General features: G+C 41.3%; 13 protein-coding genes and 1 pseudogene. 10 read left to right on the forward strand and 4 right to left on the reverse strand.

The genetic code is table 11. The annotated features are described in order from the left end of the window. Window positions 1-131 precede the first annotated feature (131 nt). The 5 genes and pseudogenes from AC1XUE_RS03220 to AC1XUE_RS03240 all read left to right on the forward strand — a co-directional run bounded on the left by AC1XUE_RS03220 (window position 132) and on the right by AC1XUE_RS03240 (window position 6,738). Window positions 132-1,520, forward strand: coding sequence for an immunoglobulin domain-containing protein (locus AC1XUE_RS03220; RefSeq protein ID WP_483354488.1), 1,389 nt, complete (start codon window positions 132-134; stop codon window positions 1,518-1,520). Between the two features lie 55 nt (window positions 1,521-1,575). Further along, window positions 1,576-2,250 (forward strand): hypothetical protein, encoded by a 675-nt coding sequence (locus tag AC1XUE_RS03225; protein WP_483354489.1) that lies wholly within the window; start codon window positions 1,576-1,578, stop codon window positions 2,248-2,250. A gap of 46 nt (window positions 2,251-2,296) precedes the next feature. Further along, window positions 2,297-3,367: an Ig-like domain-containing protein gene (locus tag AC1XUE_RS03230; RefSeq protein WP_483354490.1), complete on the forward strand. Its 1,071-nt coding sequence runs from the start codon at window positions 2,297-2,299 to the stop codon at window positions 3,365-3,367. Between the two features lie 184 nt (window positions 3,368-3,551). Further along, window positions 3,552-5,996 carry an ABC transporter permease gene (locus AC1XUE_RS03235; RefSeq protein ID WP_483354491.1) on the forward strand — a complete coding sequence of 815 codons (2,445 nt, stop codon included), beginning with the start codon at window positions 3,552-3,554 and terminating at the stop codon, window positions 5,994-5,996. A gap of 94 nt (window positions 5,997-6,090) precedes the next feature. Beyond that, window positions 6,091-6,738 (forward strand): annotated as a pseudogene (locus AC1XUE_RS03240) (alpha/beta hydrolase). A gap of 9 nt (window positions 6,739-6,747) precedes the next feature. Here the strand turns inward: AC1XUE_RS03240 and AC1XUE_RS03245 are convergent. Further along, window positions 6,748-7,413: a TlpA family protein disulfide reductase gene (locus AC1XUE_RS03245; protein ID WP_483354492.1), complete on the reverse strand. Its 666-nt coding sequence runs from the start codon at window positions 7,411-7,413 to the stop codon at window positions 6,748-6,750. 213 nt (window positions 7,414-7,626) lie between these two features. Here AC1XUE_RS03245 and AC1XUE_RS03250 point away from each other — a divergent pair, with 213 nt between their 5' ends. After that, entirely contained in the window at window positions 7,627-8,883 is a 1,257-nt protein-coding gene (locus AC1XUE_RS03250; protein WP_483354493.1) for a putative DNA modification/repair radical SAM protein, read from the forward strand. Further along, window positions 8,883-9,656, forward strand: coding sequence for a TIGR03915 family putative DNA repair protein (locus AC1XUE_RS03255; protein ID WP_483354494.1), 774 nt, complete (start codon window positions 8,883-8,885; stop codon window positions 9,654-9,656). The genes AC1XUE_RS03250 and AC1XUE_RS03255 overlap by 1 nt, the downstream gene beginning before the upstream one ends. A 189-nt stretch (window positions 9,657-9,845) precedes the next feature. Here the strand turns inward: AC1XUE_RS03255 and AC1XUE_RS03260 are convergent, their stop codons facing one another. Beyond that, window positions 9,846-11,666: a M61 family metallopeptidase gene (locus tag AC1XUE_RS03260; protein ID WP_483354495.1), complete on the reverse strand. Its 1,821-nt coding sequence runs from the start codon at window positions 11,664-11,666 to the stop codon at window positions 9,846-9,848. A 101-nt stretch (window positions 11,667-11,767) separates the two neighbouring features. On the opposite strand from AC1XUE_RS03260, the gene AC1XUE_RS03265 reads away from it, so the two are divergent. Then, complete coding sequence (locus tag AC1XUE_RS03265) at window positions 11,768-12,259, forward strand: GNAT family N-acetyltransferase (RefSeq protein WP_483354496.1); 492 nt, start codon at window positions 11,768-11,770, stop codon at window positions 12,257-12,259. Between the two features lie 14 nt (window positions 12,260-12,273). After that, window positions 12,274-12,786 carry a signal peptidase II gene (gene lspA / locus AC1XUE_RS03270; RefSeq protein WP_483354497.1) on the forward strand — a complete coding sequence of 171 codons (513 nt, stop codon included), beginning with the start codon at window positions 12,274-12,276 and terminating at the stop codon, window positions 12,784-12,786. 101 nt (window positions 12,787-12,887) lie between these two features. Here the strand turns inward: lspA and AC1XUE_RS03275 are convergent, their stop codons facing one another. Together AC1XUE_RS03275 and AC1XUE_RS03280 are read right to left on the reverse strand one after the other, a co-directional pair. Further along, window positions 12,888-15,155, reverse strand: a complete 2,268-nt coding sequence (locus tag AC1XUE_RS03275) for an aconitate hydratase (RefSeq protein ID WP_483354498.1) — start codon at window positions 15,153-15,155, stop codon at window positions 12,888-12,890. Between the two features lie 126 nt (window positions 15,156-15,281). Then, entirely contained in the window at window positions 15,282-18,053 is a 2,772-nt protein-coding gene (locus AC1XUE_RS03280; protein WP_483354499.1) for a bifunctional aconitate hydratase 2/2-methylisocitrate dehydratase, read from the reverse strand. A 434-nt stretch (window positions 18,054-18,487) separates the two neighbouring features. On the opposite strand from AC1XUE_RS03280, the gene topA reads away from it, so the two are divergent. Continuing rightward, window positions 18,488-20,911 (forward strand): type I DNA topoisomerase, encoded by a 2,424-nt coding sequence (gene topA, locus AC1XUE_RS03285; protein ID WP_483354500.1) that lies wholly within the window; start codon window positions 18,488-18,490, stop codon window positions 20,909-20,911. The last annotated feature ends 125 nt before the right edge of the window (window positions 20,912-21,036 follow it).

The raw sequence follows: 21,036 nt of genomic DNA on the forward strand, positions 1-21,036 counted from the left end.
TTAACGGTTTTTAGTAATTTTTATTACAAAATCGAAAATAATATTTTTTTTGTAAAACTAATTCTATTTATAATTGCATCATGAATGAACAAAGTCACTAAAATTATACTCAACGTTTCAAGCCACTTTCAATGCGTTTCATTAGCTCAATCTGTCTGATTGTTTTGATGGTAATTATAAAATCAGCTGTCTGCTTACAGGCTCAGCCGACGGATGCGATTTATGTGAATGGCAGTACCGCAAGTGCCAACAGTTCGACCAGGACGGTAACCAATGCTGCCAATGTCCATAACAATACGTCAAACAAAAAACCAAATAATGCATATGCCACGATTGAATGTTCTGCTCTTTCAACAGCATGGCTGCACTTAAATTTCCCAACTGCTGTCACGAGTACTGTTGCCAAGCCAGTAACTGTTTACATTCGCACAAACGCAGCGGCAGGAACATTCTTAGGAAACGCCCTTCAAGTAAAAGCGTACAACAATTTGACCGGAGAGAGCAATGAAGCTAACATATCCAAACTAAATCTGTATTACCTTGCTGATGGAACCATTTTTATCGCAGCCACTATAAGCGCTAACTTCCAATCCGTTAGACTATCTCTTACCGCACCTCTTTTGGCAACATATGCTATAAATGTTTATTATGCATTCTATGGACCAACCGCAATTAACAATTCCAATCCATATCCGTACAACGTAGCTGACTGCGGTTTACCAAATGTCACAACATCAATGATTGATCCTGGCTTACTTTCTCTTACATCAATAGATAATTTAACCCATGCCATTGATAGCGATGCTACTGGAACCCAATCTTCCTTCAAAGCCTTACTAGGTATTGGTTTATTATCAAGTGGTCTGAAAATGCGGCAATTGTTCTATTTCAATGGTCCTTCACATACGGAAGATGCAGTCAGATTCGTCATTTCGAAAACTGCAACTGTCGCCTCGGCAACTGTGCTAAGCAAGATTTCGGTGCAAGCGTATAGAGGTGATACGTTAGCAGGTAGTGAGCAGATTCTGGGGTCAGTGCTGGAGGCAAATTTATTAACACTTTTCAACACCGGTCCGATCACGTTTTTTCTTACCCCTAGGGATAACAATGGTAATCCCGCCCGTTTTGACAGAGTGGAAGTCATCCTTGAAATAAGTGGTCTTACACTCAATATCGGGGCCATTCCCCTGAATATACATGATGTACGCAGGGTTCCGTCTCAACCTCAACTTATTAATACGACAACGAATGTCTGTGACAATGTGGGAACAATATTGCTGTCAGCAGCATCTAATCTGGATAATTTATTAACTAATCTATCTTACAAATGGTATAACGCTTCAGGAACTCAGACTGCCTCAAGTAAAAACCTGAGTCTGTCACAGCTAACAACTCCTGGAACAACCTCCTATTATGTAGACATTCAAAAAGATGGGTGCGAGACTACTTCAAGCAGAAAAAAAGTTGATGTAACCGTCCTCAAAGCCCCAACCACCCCGTCTGTCAATTTAACACCCTAATATCGAATACCAACAATTTTTATATATCTATCTATCACAATTAACAGTTCATTTTATGAAAACGAAAATTACCTCCATCTGCTTGGCTATCATGCTATTCATGACAGCATTTAATGCGAATGCCAAAATTTATTACATTCTGAGTGGCGAGTCGTTTCAATTGAAACCTGCCGTAGGCAATCTGGTACAGTACAAATGGCTGAATAACGGTGTTGATGTGCAGGCCAGCCAAATCGGGACGGACGGAACCCTTACCCAAACTTTTACGCTTGCCAATGCAGCGGTAGCTGAGACCAAGACGTTATCCTTGGGTGTCCTTGATGTAGTCGGTGGCTGTCTTTCTACTTTAGTAAATCACACGATTGTTGTTCTTCCAAAGCTAACGCTGGCACTTACACCAGCGATAGATAACTTCTGTACGAACCTCACTGCAATCAGTACGGAAATCACAGCAGCACTGACCGGGACAGCACCTGATTTATCAGCCTATGGAGCTTCTATCTCTACAGCTTACAAATGGTTTAAAGACGGAACACTAATCCCTTCAGAAACAAGTAATAAATTAACGATTACAGAAGTAGGTGTGTATAAATCAGAGATCGTTTACATCCTTCCTACTACCGGCAACTTTATACCGGATGGGTCTAAAATAACAGATGCGATTTTTGGTTCGGCCGAGATCAAAAAGGACAGAACAGCGCCAACAACGCCGGATATTCAACTTCTTTAATTCCTGTCTGGCTGTCTTCAATTACATGAAAAACTTAATAACACTCATGTTATTACTACTCCTTTCCTGTCTTGCCTTCGGGCAAGGCGGGAGGAAGGAGGTTTTGATATGTAATGGCACCAGCGCGAAACTGAGAGCTACGTCAACAGGAGCCAGCGGCTATGAATGGAGTAAAGATGGACTGATTCTACCAGGGTTTTCCGGAAGTGAACTGCTCATTTCAGAAGAAGGAACTTATGCTGTAGTAGCATTAAATATCGATGGCTGTGCGTCGGATCAATCTGTAATTATTGCTTTGGAATTCCGAAAACCAATCGCTGTCAATGATTATGTGAAGGGGCAACGAAATACGCCTGTATATATTAATTCTCTGGAAAATGATGCAACTTCCTGTGCAGAACTGGATGCTGCTACTTTAGCCTTCAAAACTTTACCTGCAAAGGGATCTGTGCGTATTGCAGACGGCCGGTTTGTTTTCCAGCCCCCTACGGATTTTTCGGAGCAAACTGAGTTCAAGTACACCGTAAGGGATAAAACCGGGCAGGAATCAAACGTGGCGACAGTGACAATTGATTATACCAACGCGCTGCCCGTTACACTTGTTGATTTCAAAGCTATCAGGCAGGAATCTGCCACGCTGTTAAGCTGGTCCACTACATTCGAAAGTAATAGTGAAAGATTTGATATTGAACGCAGTGTGGATGGCAAAAGCTGGCAGACTGTTGGAAGTGTAAATGCAACAGGAAATTCATCGGAGAAACAAGGCTACACTTATATAGACAGTTCGCCTGAGTCGGGAATTAATTATTATAGGCTTAAACTAATGGACCTGGATGGAAGCTATGCGTATAGCATTATCCGTTCAGTTCATTTTCCGGAGTTTACGTGGGCCACACTATATCCAAATCCTGTAAGCAATACATTACACATCAGTATCAGAAATAAAGATGTCAGGAAGCTGCGACTGATTGACCCAACAGGCAAAGTTCTTTTCAGATCTGAAGTTACCTCAAAAGATATGGATCTGAATATGCAGCCGTACAGCTCAGGTGTATTCTTAATTCATCTTGAACAAGAAAACGGACTGGTATCCATATTCAAAATCTTTCACGAATAACAACTTTTTTAGCTGACCACTTTCGTACAAAAGTGTTCAAATACGGACACATTTAAATGTACAGAACACAAAAAATGGCCTTAACGGGCCATTTTTTGTGTTGGTATATATTTTTATGCAAAGAACTATGTTATACAATGTACCAACATACGTTCACTAACTTTGCAAATAATCTATCAGCCAAATGGCTAACGCCAAAATACATATAGTAATGCTTAAAAACTACTTTAAAATAGCCTGGAGGAATCTTTTAAGAAACCGTGCTTTTTCCGCCATCAATATTATAGGGTTGTCAATCGGATTAGCTTCCTGTATGCTGATCAGTTTGTATGTATTGGACGAATTAAGTTTTGACCGCTTCAATGAAAATGCTGATCGTATTGTTCGGGTAGTATTCAAAGGCAATATGAATGGAGCAAACATTAATGAGGCTCATGTGATGCCGCCGACGGCTACAGTGTTAAAAACGGATTATCCTGAGGTGATGGAAGCAACACGACTCCGGCAGGCCGGCGGTCAAAAAGTGGTAATTCATAAAAAAGAATATGACGGTGACCAGATGTATTTTGCAGACCCTAATGTGTTCCGGGTATTTACATTACCGTTACTTTATGGTGATATGGCAACCGCGCTTACGCAACCCTATCATGTAGTGATCAGCGAGGATCTAGCCAACAAATACTTCGGAAAAACAGATGTAATAGGTAATACAATTGCCTTCAAAGGATCTGATAGGATTAGTAAAATTTCAGGAGTAATGACCAACATGCCGTCCAACTCGCATTTTCACACGGATATGTTTATGTCTATGGAAAGTCTTCCGGAAGCGAAAGTGGATTCCTGGATGACCTCGGAATTTTTCACCTATCTGCTCCTTCGCAAAGGTACCGACTATAAGCAACTGGAAGCTAAACTTCCTCAAACCGTTGCAAAATACATGGGTCCTCAGCTTAAAAAAGCAATGGGCGTGTCTATGTCGGAGTTCGAAAAAACTGGAAATCGTCTCGCCCTGGAACTTCAACCTCTCACTGACATTCACCTTTTCTCCGATTTTGTATATGATCTCAGCCCTGCCGGAGACATGCGATATGTATACATCTTCGGAGCAGTCGCATCCATTATCCTGGTTATTGCTTGTATTAACTTCATGAATCTTTCGACTGCCAGCTCTTCAAAGCGAGCTCGTGAAGTAGGTGTCAGAAAGGTAATGGGTTCTCTTAGAAATGAACTCGTTTTACAATTTTTAATAGAGTCAGTATTGCTGACCGCTTTCGCGATGCTTTTGGCAACCATTCTTGTCTATGGTTTTTTACCACTATTTAATCAATTATCGGGTAAGAACCTTGTTCTCGATTTGCACTTACTTCCGGTTCTGATACCCTCATTAATAGCATTTGGACTGCTTGTTGGAATCTTTGCCGGAAGTTATCCTGCATTTTTTCTGTCCTCTTTCAAGCCTATAACCATTCTGAAAGGGAAGTTAACAACCAATAAAAACAGCATTAATCTCAGGAGTGCTTTGGTTGTCGTTCAGTTCTTTATTTCCGTTACGCTGATGATCGGAACCACTGTCGTGTATCAACAATTGAAATTCATTCAAAACAAAAAATTAGGTTATAATAAGGATCAGGTATTGGTGCTGGATACCTGGGCTCTTGGATCCCAGCAACGGGCATTCAGACAAGAAATGCTACTGAATCCCTCTGTTATAGAGGTAAGCTCATCGTCCTATATTCCCGCAGGACCATCCTACAACAATAACTACATGATGTATCCCGATCAAAAAATGAACGATCTGGTGAATGGAATACGATATGAAGTCGACTACCAGTATATCAATACAATGGGGATGGACATTATCGCAGGCAGGAATTTTTCAGAGCAATACGGCACGGATTCATCGGCGGTGATTGTTAATGAAACAGCAGCAGCCATGCTTGGAATTGCGGCAGATCCTATCAATCACACCATAAGCCGAAATGATAATGAAGGGAACAAGACTACTTACAACATCATTGGGGTTGTAAAGGATTTTCACTTCAGATCTCTCCATGAGAAAATAACACCCCTGGTCATGACCCTGGGTGGAGAATCCGCTAACATGATTGTAAAAGTTAAAACGGACAGTCCTGATAAACTTTTAGGAGAGCTGAAGTCAATATGGGCCGGATTTAAAACAGAAGAGCCCTTTTCATATTCTTTTTTGGATGATCGTTACGACCAGACTTATAAAACTGAGCAACGTACCGGGCAGATTCTGGGTATATTCACCGGACTTACCATCTTTGTAGCTTGCCTGGGTCTATTCGGACTAGCTACATTTACAGCTGAACAGCGCATTAAAGAAATTGGAGTGCGCAAAGTATTGGGTGCTTCTGTGATGAGCGTTGTAGGACTGCTGTCCAAAGATTTTATCAAACTGGTCCTGATTGCCATCACATTTGCTATTCCGGCTGCCTGGCTACTTATGAATAAATGGTTACAAGGATTTGAATATAAGGTCACTGTGGCATGGTGGATGCTGGGATTAGCTTCATTACTTTCGGTGATTATAGCCCTATTTACGGTCTCGTTTCAATCAGTCAAAGCAGCTTTAACCAACCCGGTAAAAAGTTTACGATCAGAATAACCACAGCCCAAGAATGAAGCGTCCATTTTTCAAAATACTAAAGCAAATCTGGATTAGCGCAGGAATATGTTTCACTGCCTGGCTGATTTATTCCATGCAAGCCCAAGGCGTTGCATCTGCTTATTTCGAAAGCGACGATAAGGTATCAGTAATTGATAATGAAGATTTTATATCGTTTTCGCCGAAAGAAAATTCAAATAACGTACTGATTTTCTTTCCGGGGGCTTTGGTAGAAACGAAAGCTTATGTCCCGATTTGCCATCAATTTGCAGAACATGGAATTAAAGCTTATCTGATCAAAATGCCATGGAGACAAGCCAAATATGGTTACAAAAAAATCAAGGATCTGAGCATTTTCGCAGATACCACATACAACTACATACTCGCCGGGCATTGTCAGGGAGCAAAGATGGCTGCACAATTTGTTTTTGAAAATCCGGGATTGATAAGAAAAGCGGTATTATTTGCTACCACACATCCGAAAGAGATTGATCTGTCGCATAGCAGTACCCGATTTATCAAAATTTACTGAAATTCGGATGGCTTGGCAAAACAAGAAGATATAGAAGCCAATAAGATAAAATTACCAACCTCAACACAGTACATAAAAATTGAAGGCGGCAATCATTCTCAATTTGGGTACTATGGTTTTCAGATAGGTGATCATTCAGCAACTATTTCCCGAGAGAAGCAGCAGCAAAAGGTCCTTTCAGCAATTTTAGAATTTATAAATAAACCTTAATGAGTTAGATCATTTGAGACTCAACTCACCGATCGTGGCCACAAACTCAGTATGCGGCGCCATGGCTTTCACCACACCGTTACGATCCAAAAGGATAAAGTAGGGCGTTTCCCCTATTTTGTATCTATGGTTAAAGCCGTAAGAATCTGGTACAGGAATAAAGCCGCAATTTCGCTTTGGGATTGCTTCCCGGCATTCATCCTCGGTATTAAGCGTCGTCCCAAGTGACACAACCTCAATCCCCTTTTTACGATTTTCTTCAATAAAGGAAGAAATAATTTTGGTACTGGCCAGCGTGTATAGCGGTTTTTCAAATTTAACCCAAAAACCCAATAAAACATATTTACCCTTCAATTTATCAGAATTGTATTCAACCCCATCCAGACCTTTCATCACAAAAGGAGGTAAGGTCTCTCCTACTTCCGGCATCAGGTCAGGATTCATCATCACCGATCCATTCGAATGAACATCAGTAGCATTCTTCCGGATCACTTCAAAAGAAGAAGCTTTACCATATTTGTCAAATACAGGTTGTGTTCGGTACTTACCCGGACTGCTTTTCAGCATTTGATCATAAGCCGTGTAGGTCAGTTTTCTTCCGGAAGCCTTATCTATGATAACGGATGAACTGTTCATGACAATTTGCTGACTCACCTTACCTTTATAGCTACTCACTTGCCCATAACCTATTGATGAACAACATAATGACAATATAAGCGAAAAGAATTTAGTCAATTGATTTTTCATCAACACCTACATGTATTAGAAATTTGGAAATAATCCAAAAATATTTTTGGAAATATGCGATCTAAAAATAGATTTTAGTTGTTTACTTAACAGGAAAACCGGTCATTTTATTTTAAGAACTCAACATTTTGAAAAGCTTGTATGTTTGAAAGGATTCGTGAAAAATTGGAAATACTTGCCGACGCAGCTAAATATGATGTTTCATGTTCTTCGAGCGGTAGCAACAGAAAAAACCATAACAAGGGCTTAGGCGACGCAGAAGGTACCGGAATCTGTCATACTTATACAGAAGATGGTAGATGCGTATCCCTGCTCAAAATTTTGCTAACCAATCATTGTATCTATGATTGTGCCTTCTGTGTTTCTCGCAAAAGCAATGATGTAAAGCGGGCTGCTTTCACCGTTGATGAAGTCGTATCATTAACCATGAATTTCTACAGACGCAATTACATAGAAGGACTTTTTTTGAGTTCGGGAATTTTTAAGAATGGTGACTACACCATGGAACGCCTGCTAAGTATTGTAAAGAAACTTAGGCTCGAAGAGAGATTCAATGGTTATATCCATTTAAAAACAATTCCCGGGGCCAGCCCTGAGCTATTGCATGAGGCAGGCCTGTATGTAGACAGGATGAGTATCAATCTGGAAATGCCTACAGAATCAGGATTGAAATTATTAGCTCCAGACAAATCGCACGAAGATGTGAAAGCACCTTTGGGACTGATAAAAGACAAAATTCAACAATTGAGTAGTGAAAAAGCTTTGATCAAAAGCACGCCAAAATTTGTCCCGGCTGGTCAGAGTACACAAATGGTAATAGGTGCTACTCCTGAATCGGATAAAGAAATTATGCATACTGCAGATCATTTCTATAAAGAATTTAATTTGAAACGGGTCTATTATTCCGGCTATATTCCGATTAGTAATGATAATCGTCTTCCCATTATCGGAAGTCAGCCGCCGCTTATTCGCGAAAACAGACTGTACCAGACTGATTGGCTCATGCGATTTTATGGCTTTAATATTACTGAAATCCTGAATGATGCCAATCCGAACCTGGATGCAGATATTGATCCTAAACTGAGCTGGGCACTAAGAAACCTGGGGCAATTTCCCGTAGACATTAATACCGCGGACTATAAGCAAATACTGCGCGTTCCCGGAATCGGAGTGACATCAGCATTAAAGATTGTTCAGTCCAGAAAATTTGGCAGACTGCATGAGAATCAACTGAAAAAAATAGGTATAGCATTTAATCGCGCCCGGCATTTTATCCGCTACGCTGATAGTCCTCTTCAATTGAAAGAGTTTGAAGGCGGACATATTAAGAACATCATACTTTCTGAAAGCAGCAGTAAGTATAATAAACACCCGGCAAACCAATTATCTCTGTTCTGATGAAAATATTTGTTTTTGATGGATCATTCGAGGGATTGCTCACTGCTGTTTTTGAAAACTATCAGCAGAAAGCAGAATTGGTAAGGATTGTTGATTCAGACCGTTATATGCCCGATGCTTTTGATGAAAGTTTTTCTGTAATCAGCGAAGATAAGAAAGCAAACCGGGTGTGGAACGGACTTAGAAAGAAGCTGCCATCGGAATGGTTACATAATATTTACAAAGCATTTTTGTCTGAACGGGCTGAAATGTATCAGCATATTTTTGACTTTGTCAAGTATATCTTTGATAGTCCTGAAGGCGCTGAAGAAAACTTTGGCAACCCTGTCGTACTGGCTGTGGCACAGATGTCAAAAAAGGTACACCGCGAAAAACACCGCATGGAAGCATTTATCAGGTTTCAGGAAACTTCAGATCGAGTATTTTATGCACATATCGAACCGGACTTTAATGTACTGTCTTTAATTTCTGATCACTTCAGAAAACGCTATGCGGATCAGAAATGGATTATTTATGACCTAAAAAGAAAATATGGTCTTTATTACGATTTAGAAAAGGTATCGGAAGTCACTTTTGATTTTTCTCAGCAAATCTCTCCGGCACTAAATGCTTTACCGGCGAGTATCCTCGACGAGAAGGAAGAGCTGTATTCCTTACTTTGGAAAGACTATTTCAGGAGTACCAATATTCCGGCACGCAAGAATATGAAACTGCATATTCAGCATGTGCCAAAACGATATTGGAAATTTTTATCTGAGAAGCAGGTGTTTTAAATATTAGTCTATAATTTTTGTTATTAGATATTACGTACCTACGGCACTTCTGTTCTCTTGGATTAATACATTTCTATCGAAATTACATCCCTAAGGGGATTTAGCTTTCGTCAATCTGGAATAAAATTGGGGCTTTTCCAAATTCCGGGAGGGATACAATTTCGGTAGAGAAATCGATGTGCGACCTAATTATTTGATCTTGCTATCAAGCCATGAAGCGCGAAATTTCTTCATTTCATCTGTAAGCTGTAGTCCAAGTTCCTCATTCGTTTTGACAATTAAACGGGGATTTTCTTCAAGAACCACCACAGCCAGTTGTCCAATTCCCCTATGACTGAATTCTATAGATACCTGGTCTCCAGGCTTGTGTTCGGCCAGAATTTTATCTAAATCTGTTTTACTGGTGGTCTTCTTTCCATCAACAGATATGATCATATCATCCACATCCAGTCCTGCCTTATACAAAGGTGTGTCATACCGTGTACCGCTGATTATTCTTAAACCAGCATCTGTATTTTCAAGCGGAGTATCCGCCCACCAAGCCTGCCCGGGAAATTCTTTTACTAATTCGAAACCAGCCTTTTTGAGCAGTGGTGCATAATCGAAGGACGCTATCCCATTTACATATTTCTTAAAGAAAGCTGCAGCAAACACCTGATCTTTAACTACCATCCCTAACACCTTTTCCAGATCAGCGATTACATATGGCTTCTCCGGTTTGCCAAATTGTTTCCAAAGTGCCTGCATATACGCATCTAATGAAAGCCCTCGAGCACGTAGTTCCAGGTCAAGTGCTAAAGCAATAGATGCACCATAAGGGTAGTAAGAAGTATAAATGTTTACGTAATTAGTTTTGTCAACCGCTACACCAGCATCCACAAATATGGCCTGATTACTTGCCTGAGCCGGAGAGACCCGTTTTGCACCGGCCGTATTTTCCTTTGTATTGATGAGAGAACTTGTTGTTGCCAGAAAATTCGAAAGTGTAACAAATCCTGCCCGCTTCATAATTAATCCACCATAGTATTGCGTAAAACCTTCTGCAAACCACAATTCATGACTCATGTTACTTTTCTCATAATTAAATGGTTCCAGACTTTTTGGTCTGAGACGCTCAACGTTCCAGGCATGGAAAAATTCATGGGCATATACGCCAAGCAGGTTGTCCGCGCCGTCAAATTGACCAGGCCGATTAATAACGGTACTATTACGATGCTCCATGCCATCACCTTTTACATATGGATTTACACCAGCAATAAAAGTATATTTACCGTAATCGAAAGCGGGCAACTCTCCGAAAATTGGTAGCGTCTCCTCTGTAATTTTTTTAACCTTTCCTGCAAATTCCGTCACCAACACGTCGGATCCTTCTGCTTCCAATGCCAGCTCAAATTGATAAGATTTATTATCCGGATTTTTCAAAGTCCAGTCTTTCACTTTAAGATCTCCGATTTTAACTGGAGAATCCATCAGGTACTGCAAATCAGGAGCGGAAAATGTTGTCTCTTCATTTGAAGTCCTTAACTGCGTTGCGATTTTCCAATTTTTACCTTCCGGTATATGAAATTTCACATCAATCGGAGCCTTTTCAAGGCCTTTTATCCAGAGATAGGTTGCTGGTGCATTCAGCTGTATGCTGGTGCCGTCCACTCCTGCATAAGTCCCATCAGGATGGTTAGCATATAGGGTATATTGGATTTTCACAAAACCACTCAGTGAAGAAATCTGGTACACATCACCATCCATACGGGTTACCTCCAGTGCTTTTCCGGATTTGTCAAATGCTTTTACGTCATACACGTTTTTGCCGTATTCATGTGTAGCGTATCTTCCGGGTGAAGACCTGCTCATTCTTGCAATTAACTCCTTTTGAGAAAAATCACTTACTTCCAAAACAATTTGCGCTTCATGATGCATAGCATTAGGAAAAGATATATCATAAGATAATTTCTGTGCATCTGTCAGATAAGGAAGCAGGCATAACGCTGCCAGAATTAAATTTCTCTTCATGGAATAATGTTCTGAATAAGGTAAGTACAAAAAACGGATGGTTTAAGATAGTTTTAACTAATATTACAGTCAGAAATGTTCAAATCAAAAATAGAAGCATATTGTTTTTAAGAAAATATACGGAGGCAGATTTCCCAATCCTGCAAGGCTGGGTTACTGATGCTGATTTATTGTTCCAATTTGCCGGCCATAATTGGTCGTTTCCTCTATCTTCTGATGAGGTAGAAAGTTACCGTGCTGCCCACCCTCATAAACAATCTTACATGCTTTGCGATGAAAGTGATCAACCTGTCGCTTTTGGAGAACTCATTACCAATGAAGTCCACGCGCCACGACTAGGAAGATTACTTGTAGGTGGATCTGCAAACCGAGGGAAAGGAACGGGTACCATTTTGATTAAATTGATGATTGAAGAATTCCGAAAAGCCAACCTTGCGTCCTGTATGCACTTGTTTGTTTTTGAAGATAATACAGATGCCATCCGCTGTTACCAACGAATCGGTTTCAGATTTAACGAAAATGTAAAGCTCGAGATAAAATCGCCGGACGGAACAGATCACGACGCTTTATTAATGACACTTGACCTGCAGTAAATTATGATACAGTCATGAACTCTAAAAGACTAGGAAGGAATATGCTCTACCTGATTGTATTACTGGCCAATATCGGTTGTGATCAGGTGTCAAAAACAATTGTGCGCCAGGAACTTTCTGCAAACGAAACGATCAGTATCGTAAAGCACTATTTTGTTATGACCAAGGTAGAAAATACCGGTGCATTTTTAAGCATCGGGAGTGCTCTTCCTGAACTTCTAAAATTCGTTCTTTTGTCAATTATTCCTTTGTTAGCCTTGAGTTATGGAATTGTTTATCTTTTTACCAGAAATCATCTGACTAAATTGAGTGCAATTGCTCTGAGTTTTGCAATAGGTGGTGGAATTGGCAATATTTATGACAGAATTATTCACGGATCTGTAACGGATTTCCTCCATATAGACTTTGGGTTTTTCCAAACCGGTATATTCAATATGGCAGATGTATCAATTTCTGTAGCGTTGGTACTTTTTGTTTTACAGAATTATTTAAGAGAGAAAAAGAAGCGACCAATGATTAATGGTTAATCGTCGCATCTTTATCCGTGCAGACCGGCTTTCGCCGTTCAGACCGAAAAAAGAGAAGGGCTCCTAAGAGCCCTTTATCAATAATATTCAGTTATAACAACTTACACGCCTACAGACTTACGAATAATATTTAGTGCGGAACCTGCCTTAAACCATTCTATTTGCTGTGCATTATAAGTATGATTAACCGGGAATTCATCAGTGGTCCCGTCATTATGATGCAATACAATAGTTAGCGGTTCACCTTCTGTAAACGTTTCAAGCCCGGTGATATCAATAGTATCATCCTCCTGAATTTTTTCGTAATCAGATGGGTTGGCAAATGTAAGAGCCAACATACCCTGTTTCTTAAGATTCGTTTCATGTATACGGGCAAACGATTTCACAAGAATTGCACGAACCCCTAGGAAACGTGGCTCCATAGCAGCATGTTCGCGGGATGAACCTTCACCATAGTTTTCATCACCTACAACAATAGTCCCGATTCCATGTTCCTTATAGGCACGCTGAACGTCGGGGACACCTGCATACTGATTATCAAGTTGATTTTTAACAGTATTGGTTTTTTCATTATAGAAATTAACCGCACCAATCAACATGTTGTTTGAAATATTATCCAGATGACCTCTGTATTTCAGCCATGGCCCAGCCATAGAGATGTGGTCAGTCGTACATTTTCCTTTCGCCTTGATAAGCAACTTTAATCCTTTCAGGTCTGTACCTTCCCATTCAGCGAACGGTTCAAGCAACTGCAAACGATCAGATTGAGGATTTACAATGACTTCTACGGTACTTCCATCTTCCGCCGGAGCCTGGTAGCCGGCATCCTCGACTGCAAATCCCCTTGTGGGCAATTCAAGGCCAGTGGGCTCATCGAGCATCACCTCCACACCATCTGTATTAGTAAGCTTATCTACACGCGGGTCGAATGTGAGGCGCCCGGCAATAGCCAAAGCAGTTACTATTTCAGGTGAAGCAACAAATGAATGCGTATTGGGATTACCATCAGCACGTTTCGAAAAGTTACGGTTAAACGAAGTGATGATCGAGTTTTTCTCTTGCTTTTCAGCACCATGTCGCGCCCATTGTCCGATGCATGGACCGCATGCATTGGCCAATACAACTCCGCCAATCTGCGCAAACGTATCCAGGAATCCATCCCTCTCTACGGTATAGCGCACCTGCTCGGATCCGGGTGTGATCGTGTATTCCGAAGTCACTTTAAGCTTTTTGTCAACAGCCTGTTGAGCAAGTGAAGCGGCTCTGCTTACGTCTTCATAAGAAGAATTGGTACATGAACCAATCAATCCTACAGATAGTACTTCCGGCCATCCGTTTTCTCTGACCGCTGTAGCAAACTTTGACAATGGCCAGGCTAAATCTGGTGTAAAAGGACCATTTACATGAGGTTCAAGAGCAGAGAGATCAAGTTCGATCAATTGATCGTAATAGAGTTCAGGATCTGCATAAACCTCGTCATCTGCACGTAAATATTCTTTGACTGCGTCAGCAGCGGCAGCAACGTCAGCACGATCTGTGGCTCTTAGGTAATCACCGCTTTTTTCGTCGTAAGCGAATATAGAAGTCGTCGCTCCTATTTCCGCTCCCATGTTACAGATTGTACCTTTGCCTGTAGCAGAGAGACTTTCAGCGCCTTCTCCAAAATACTCCACTATGTAGCCAGTTCCCCCTTTTACAGTAAGCTGACCGGCTACCCAAAGAATAACATCTTTTGCAGCCGTCCAGCCGCTGAGTTTTCCTGTGAGTTTCACCCCGATCAAACGAGGCATTTTCAATTCCCATGCAAGGCCAGACATCACGTCACTTGCATCCGCCCCTCCTACCCCAATGGCGATCATTCCCAAACCACCTGCATTAGGCGTATGGGAGTCAGTTCCGATCATCATACCACCAGGAAACGCATAGTTTTCAAGAACAACCTGGTGAATAATACCTGCACCGGCTTTCCAGAAACCTAAACCATATTTATCAGAAACAGAAGAAAGGAAATCGTAAACTTCTTTGTTTTTATCTTCAGCATTTTTCAAATCCTGAACGGCACCCACTTCAGCCTGGATTAAGTGATCGCAATGTACCGTAGAAGGAACAGCGACCTGTGGACGCCCCGCCTGCATAAATTGCAACAGAGCCATTTGCGCAGTTGCATCCTGCATGGCAACACGGTCGGGTGCAAAGTCTACATAAGATTTTCCCCGCTCATGAATCTGAGTTGGGCTACCTTCCCATAAATGAGAGTATAAAATCTTCTCGGATAAGGTTAATGGACGCCCTACAACTTTACGGGCTGTTTCCACTCTTTCCTGCATGCGGGTGTACACACCCTTAATCATATCTAAGTCAAACGCCATAGTAATTAGAATTAATGTCTATACATTCCACTTATCAAAAACTGAACCAACAGCGAGGATCTGGTGCCAGTATATTTAGAATGTCCGCCGACAGAAAGTAAAGCAAGCGGACATTCCTGATAAAATCTATCTGCTTAGCTGCTTTGTGGGAGGTGCAAACCTGGTCAGATCAATACCTACAACTGCAGCTTTATATTCCTCCATATTCGGAATTCTACCAAGTATGGCTGACAATACAACAACTGGAGTAGATGCAAGCAGAGACTCCCCCTTTTTACGCTCTGTGTCTTCCACAACTCTTCCCTGGAAAAGACGGGTTGATGTTGCCAACACGGTATCACCTTTGGCAGCCTTCTCCTGATTACCCATGCACAGGTTGCAGCCAGGCCGCTCCAAATACATCATATTTTCGTATTCGGTACGTGCTACGACTTTCGGTGCCTTATCGTCAAATTCAAAACCGGAGTATTTTTGCAATACATCCCAGTCTCCTTCATTTTTTAACTCTTCAACAATATTATATGTAGGTGCTGCTACTACCAATGGTGCATGAAATTCAACCTTACCTTGCTGCTCTTCAAGATTCCTAAGCATCTGAGAAACAATCTTCAAGTCGCCTTTATGAACCATGCAGGAACCTACAAAACCAAGATCTACCTTTTTATCTTCTCCATAATAGGAGATAGGACGAATCGTATCGTGCGTGTAGCGCTTCGAAACTTCTTTATTGTTCACATCCGGATCCGCAATCATTGGCTCAACAATTATATCAAGATCAATGACTACCTCAGCATAGTATTTTGCGTTTGCATCAGGAACCAAAGCTGGCTTCTCACCTGATTTGATCTCAGCAATTCTCTTATCAGCTTTGTTGATCAATCCCTGAAGAACCTGTTTTGCATTGTCCATTCCTTTATCAATCATGATCTGGATTCTGCCTTTTGCAATTTCCAGTGATTCGATCAGCGTATCGTCCTCTGAGATATTGATAGAGGCTTTCGCCTTCATCTCAGCAGTCCAATCTGTAAAAGTAAATGCCTGGTCCGCTGGAAGCGTTCCGATGTGAACTTCGATAATTCTACCCTGAAATACATTTTCTCCACCAAACTGTTGAAGCATTTGCGCTTGTGTGGCATGAACTACATCACGGAAATCCATGTGGTCCTTCATGTCTCCTTTGAATGTCACCTTCACAGATTCTGGAATGGGCATAGATGCTTCACCGGTAGCGAGTGCAAGGGCAACCGTTCCGGAGTCTGCTCCGAAAGCAACACCTTTTGACATTCTGGTATGAGAGTCACCGCCGATAATGATCGCCCATTCATCAATGGTAATATCGTTAAGAACTTTGTGAATGACGTCCGTCATGGAGTGGTATTCACCTTTCGGGTCACGTGCTGTAATCAGACCGAAATCGTTCATAAACTTCATCAGTTTCGGGATATTAGCCTGCGCCTTTTTATCCCATACTGAAGCAGTGTGACAACCCGACTGATAAGCGCCATCAACAATCGGAGAAATAACTGTAGCAGCCATAGACTCCAACTCCTGAGCTGTCATCAGACCTGTTGTATCCTGTGATCCTACAATGTTCACTTCTACGCGTACGTCTGAACCGGCATGTAAAACCTTTCCGGGCGTAATGCCAACTGCATTTTTATTGAATATTTTTTCAACAGCAGTAAGACCCTGTCCTTCGTTAGATACTTCTTTTGAAGGAGCAAAAACTGAAATAGGCTCGACGCCTAAAATTTTGGCGGCAACTGTCTGAATCTTTTTGCCGAATACGATTGCATATGAACCACCCGCTCTGATAAATTCTTTTTTCTGAGGAGTAAGCGCCTTGGATATATCAATCAGTTCCTGATCGCCATTGTAAAGTTTTTTAGTCTTTGTATTAATGGTAAGAACAGTTCCGGTTGCAACCGAATACACTTCTTCCAGAACCGGATCGCCACTTTCATTGCGAACCACATTACCTTCAGCATCAACCTTTTTTACCCAGTTCTTAAGATCAAGACCAATACCTCCTGTCACATCAACGGTGGTAAGGAAAATAGGAGAAATACCATTGGTTCCTCCAACGATAGGAGCAATATTAACGAAAGGAATATATTGACTTGCTTGTTTACCAGTCCAAAGCGCTACGTTATTTACACCTGACATCCTTGATGAGCCTACACCCATGGTCCCTTTTTCAGCAATAAGCATCACGCTTTTGTCCGGATGTTCTTGCTGCAAAGCTTTGATTTCTGCCTGCGCCTGAGGCGTAATCATACACAAACCATGTAATTCGCGGTCTGAACGGGAGTGAGCCTGATTACCCGGAGAAAGTAAATCGGTTGAGATGTCACCCTCACCTGCAATAAACGTTACAATTTTTATTTCTTCTGCAACCTCTGGTAGTTTCGTAAAAAACTCAGCCTTTGTATAACTTTCAAGAATCTCCCTTGCTATTGGATTTTCATTTTTAAAAGCTTCTTTCAGGCGATCTATATCAGCATCGTATAGGAAAACCTGTGTTTTAAGAACTTCTGCGGCTTCTGTCGCTATAGCAACATTTTCACCCAAAGCGAGATCCAGCAACACTTCAATAGAAGGTCCGCCTTTCATATGAGACAATAATACCAGGGCATAAGCAGGTGATATCTCTTCAACTACTGATTCTCCAAGAATAATCTCTTTTAAGAATCTGGCTTTTACACCAGCAGCACTTGTCGTACCCGGTAATGTATTGTAAATAAAAAAATTAAGAGAATCTGTGCGGTATTCGTTAGCCGTGTCCTTAATTTGGACTATAATTTCGCTCAGTAATTCGGCACCATCAATTGGCTTGGGGTGAAGCCCTTGTGCTTTTCTTTCTTCAATCTCCTTAAGGTAATCCTGATAAATATTCATAATAGAAATCTTTTCGATGTTAAAGGTTTTCCAACTACTTTACGAGCCACTACTGCCCGCTCTTGCATGTGGGTACAAAACCCTTAATCATGTCTAAGCTTAAAGCCATAGTAATTAATCAATAATGTGATTATATGCGTTATTAAATCGTGCGAAAATACAAAAATACCAAATGTCAAATTGTGTTCTATACGTAATTCGCCTTATTTAGTATTATTATGAACTACAGCACATATGAATAACCTTTGTTGCGCCTTTTTGGTTTCTTCGTATAGTGATCTGATTCATTATAAAACAGACGATAAAATGGCCGTCGGACCTACCCTCTCCGACACTTTTATACATTACCTTTTGAGAAGTACTTTGATTTTTTGCTAATTTCTGCCCTATATTTGGACATCCAAAGTGCTACCTGGTATATTAAATAGAATATTATGTCTAAAAATCTGGTGATCGTTGAGTCACCGGCCAAGGCCAAAACCATTGAGAATTATTTGGGCACTGACTACACCGTCAAGTCCAGTTTTGGTCATGTTCGTGACCTTCCTGAGCACGACATGGGGGTCGATGTAGAGAATGGTTTCCAGCCATCTTATGAGATTTCCGCCGACAAGGTGAAAGTTATTTCTGAACTCAAAAAGCTTGCGAAAGGTGCGGAGGTTTGGCTGGCGACGGATGATGACCGTGAAGGGGAAGCTATTTCCTGGCATTTGAAAGAAGCATTAGGTCTGCCTGATGATACAAAAAGAATTGTGTTTCGGGAAATCACCAAAACTGCTTTGCAAAATGCGATTCAGAAGCCACGTATCATTGATGTGGATCTTGTAGATGCGCAACAGGCACGTCGTATATTGGATCGCCTTGTTGGATATGAACTATCTCCGGTACTTTGGAAAAAAATCAGAATAGGGAAATCGAATCTCTCTGCAGGAAGGGTGCAGTCAGTTGCAGTGCGTATTATTGTAGAGCGTGAAAGAGAAATTGATTCCTTTAACAGTAAGGGCAGTTTCAAAGTCACAGCACACTTTGACCTGGGTAACGGCAAGGTACTGAATGCTGAACTTCCTAAAAATTTCGCCGTTGAATCAGATGCAATGACCTTTCTGGAAAAATGCATCGGCGCACAGTTCTCCATCAAAAATCTTGAAGTAAAACCAGCTAAAAAATCGCCGGCACCGCCATTTACTACTTCCACATTACAACAGGAAGCGTCCCGGAAACTTAGTTTTTCGGTATCTCAGACCATGACGGTTGCCCAGCGCCTGTATGAAGCCGGAAAGATTTCCTATATGCGTACCGATTCCACCAACTTATCTGAAGAGGCATTACAAAAAGCGCAAACTCAGATTGTAAAGGAATACGGTCAGGAATACTACAATAAAAGAATTTTTAAAACTAAAAATGAATCTGCTCAGGAAGCTCACGAAGCTATCCGCCCCACAGACTTCCATACACTTGTAGGAAGCAGTGAAAGAAATGAGCAACGTTTATATGAGCTGATCTGGAAAAGAGCCATTGCATCGCAAATGTCGGATGCACAACTCGAAAGAACCACCGCAACAGTTGGTATCTCCTCCACTTCTGAGGAGCTTGTTGCGCAAGGTGAAGTAATCAAATTTGAAGGCTTTCTGAAAGTGTATCTTGAATCAAATGATGACGAAGGTGACGAAGAGCAGAAAGGTATGCTTCCTCCACTAAATATCGGACAGATACTTAGCCTTTCAGACATGAAAGCAACAGAACGTTTTACAAGAAACCCACCGCGCTATACGGAGGCAAGTCTTGTAAAAAAACTCGAAGAAATGGGTATTGGTCGTCCGTCGACATACGCACCTACCATATCTACCATATTAAGAAGAGAATACGTCGTTAAAGAAGACCGACCGGGAATCGAGCGCGAGTACCGGGAGATGATATTGTCCTCAGATAAAATTGTAAGCAAGGTAAATAAGGAAATTTACGGCTCAGAAAAATCGAAACTATTCCCCACAAGTACAGGGATGGTGGTAAATGATTTCCTTGTCAATAATTTCGAAGGTATAGTCGATTATTCTTTCACTGCGAATGTAGAAAAAGACTTTGACCACATTGCAGATGGCTCGCTCGCGTGGCAGCAGATGATCAAAAATTTCTACACGCCATTTCAGAAACGTGTTTCGGAAGTAAAAGAGGAAGAATTTGACCGAAGTCTGACATCCCGTGAACTTGGGGAAGATCCTGCTACAGGCAAGAAAGTGACGGTACGTATTGGAAAATATGGCCCGTATGTGCAGATTGGCGACGCTGAAGATGAAGACAAACCCAAGTTTGCCAGCTTGAAAAAGGGCCAGCTAATGGAAAACATTACGCTGGATGAAGCTTTTGAGCTATTCAAACTTCCACGTACCGTCGGACTTTTTGAAGATTCGGAAATGATTGTGAGTATTGGGAAGTTTGGCCCGTATGTAAAACATGGCGGCAAATACTACTCTCTTGCCAAAGATGACGACCCGATGGCGGTGACTGAAGAGCGACTGATCACCATTATTGAGGACAAACGCATTGCAGACAGCAATAAGACCATTAAAGAATTTGCTGAAAATGAAAATGCCAAAGTACTGAATGGAAGATACGGTCCGTATGTGGCTTTCGAAAAAAGGAATTTAAAAATACCAAAAGGAACAGAGCCAGCCAGTCTAACCTACGACGACATACTGAAACTAGCTGCAGAACAACCTGAAAAACCTTCGGGTCGCGGATTCAAAAAGGCTGCTCCCAAGGCGGAAGCGACTACAAAAGAAGCCGCTCTTAAAAAAACCGCAACTAAGAAAACCGCCACTAAAAAGCCTGCAGTAAAAAAAGCGACAAAAAAAGACTAGGAATAGCATTGCCACGGATGCACGGATAAGCACGAGAGTTTAAAACTATTAAACTAAATTCGTGTTTCATTCGTGCATCCGTGGCATATTCAGTAAACTGAAAATTTCTTTGCGATCTTTGTGCT

The organism is Dyadobacter sp. HNCC25DJ187 (assembly GCF_056895255.1).

Coding starts and splice junctions, on each gene's coding strand:
- AC1XUE_RS03250 (WP_483354493.1), top strand. CDS start 7,627: ATGTTTGAAAGGATTCGTGAAAAATTGGAAATACTTGCCGACGCAGCT.
- AC1XUE_RS03255 (WP_483354494.1), top strand. CDS start 8,883: ATGAAAATATTTGTTTTTGATGGATCATTCGAGGGATTGCTCACTGCT.
- AC1XUE_RS03230 (WP_483354490.1), top strand. CDS start 2,297: ATGTTATTACTACTCCTTTCCTGTCTTGCCTTCGGGCAAGGCGGGAGG.
- lspA (WP_483354497.1), top strand. CDS start 12,274: ATGAACTCTAAAAGACTAGGAAGGAATATGCTCTACCTGATTGTATTA.
- AC1XUE_RS03280 (WP_483354499.1), bottom strand. CDS start 18,053: ATGAATATTTATCAGGATTACCTTAAGGAGATTGAAGAAAGAAAAGCA.
- AC1XUE_RS03275 (WP_483354498.1), bottom strand. CDS start 15,155: ATGGCGTTTGACTTAGATATGATTAAGGGTGTGTACACCCGCATGCAG.
- AC1XUE_RS03225 (WP_483354489.1), top strand. CDS start 1,576: ATGAAAACGAAAATTACCTCCATCTGCTTGGCTATCATGCTATTCATG.
- topA (WP_483354500.1), top strand. CDS start 18,488: ATGTCTAAAAATCTGGTGATCGTTGAGTCACCGGCCAAGGCCAAAACC.
- AC1XUE_RS03220 (WP_483354488.1), top strand. CDS start 132: ATGCGTTTCATTAGCTCAATCTGTCTGATTGTTTTGATGGTAATTATA.
- AC1XUE_RS03260 (WP_483354495.1), bottom strand. CDS start 11,666: ATGAAGAGAAATTTAATTCTGGCAGCGTTATGCCTGCTTCCTTATCTG.
- AC1XUE_RS03235 (WP_483354491.1), top strand. CDS start 3,552: ATGGCTAACGCCAAAATACATATAGTAATGCTTAAAAACTACTTTAAA.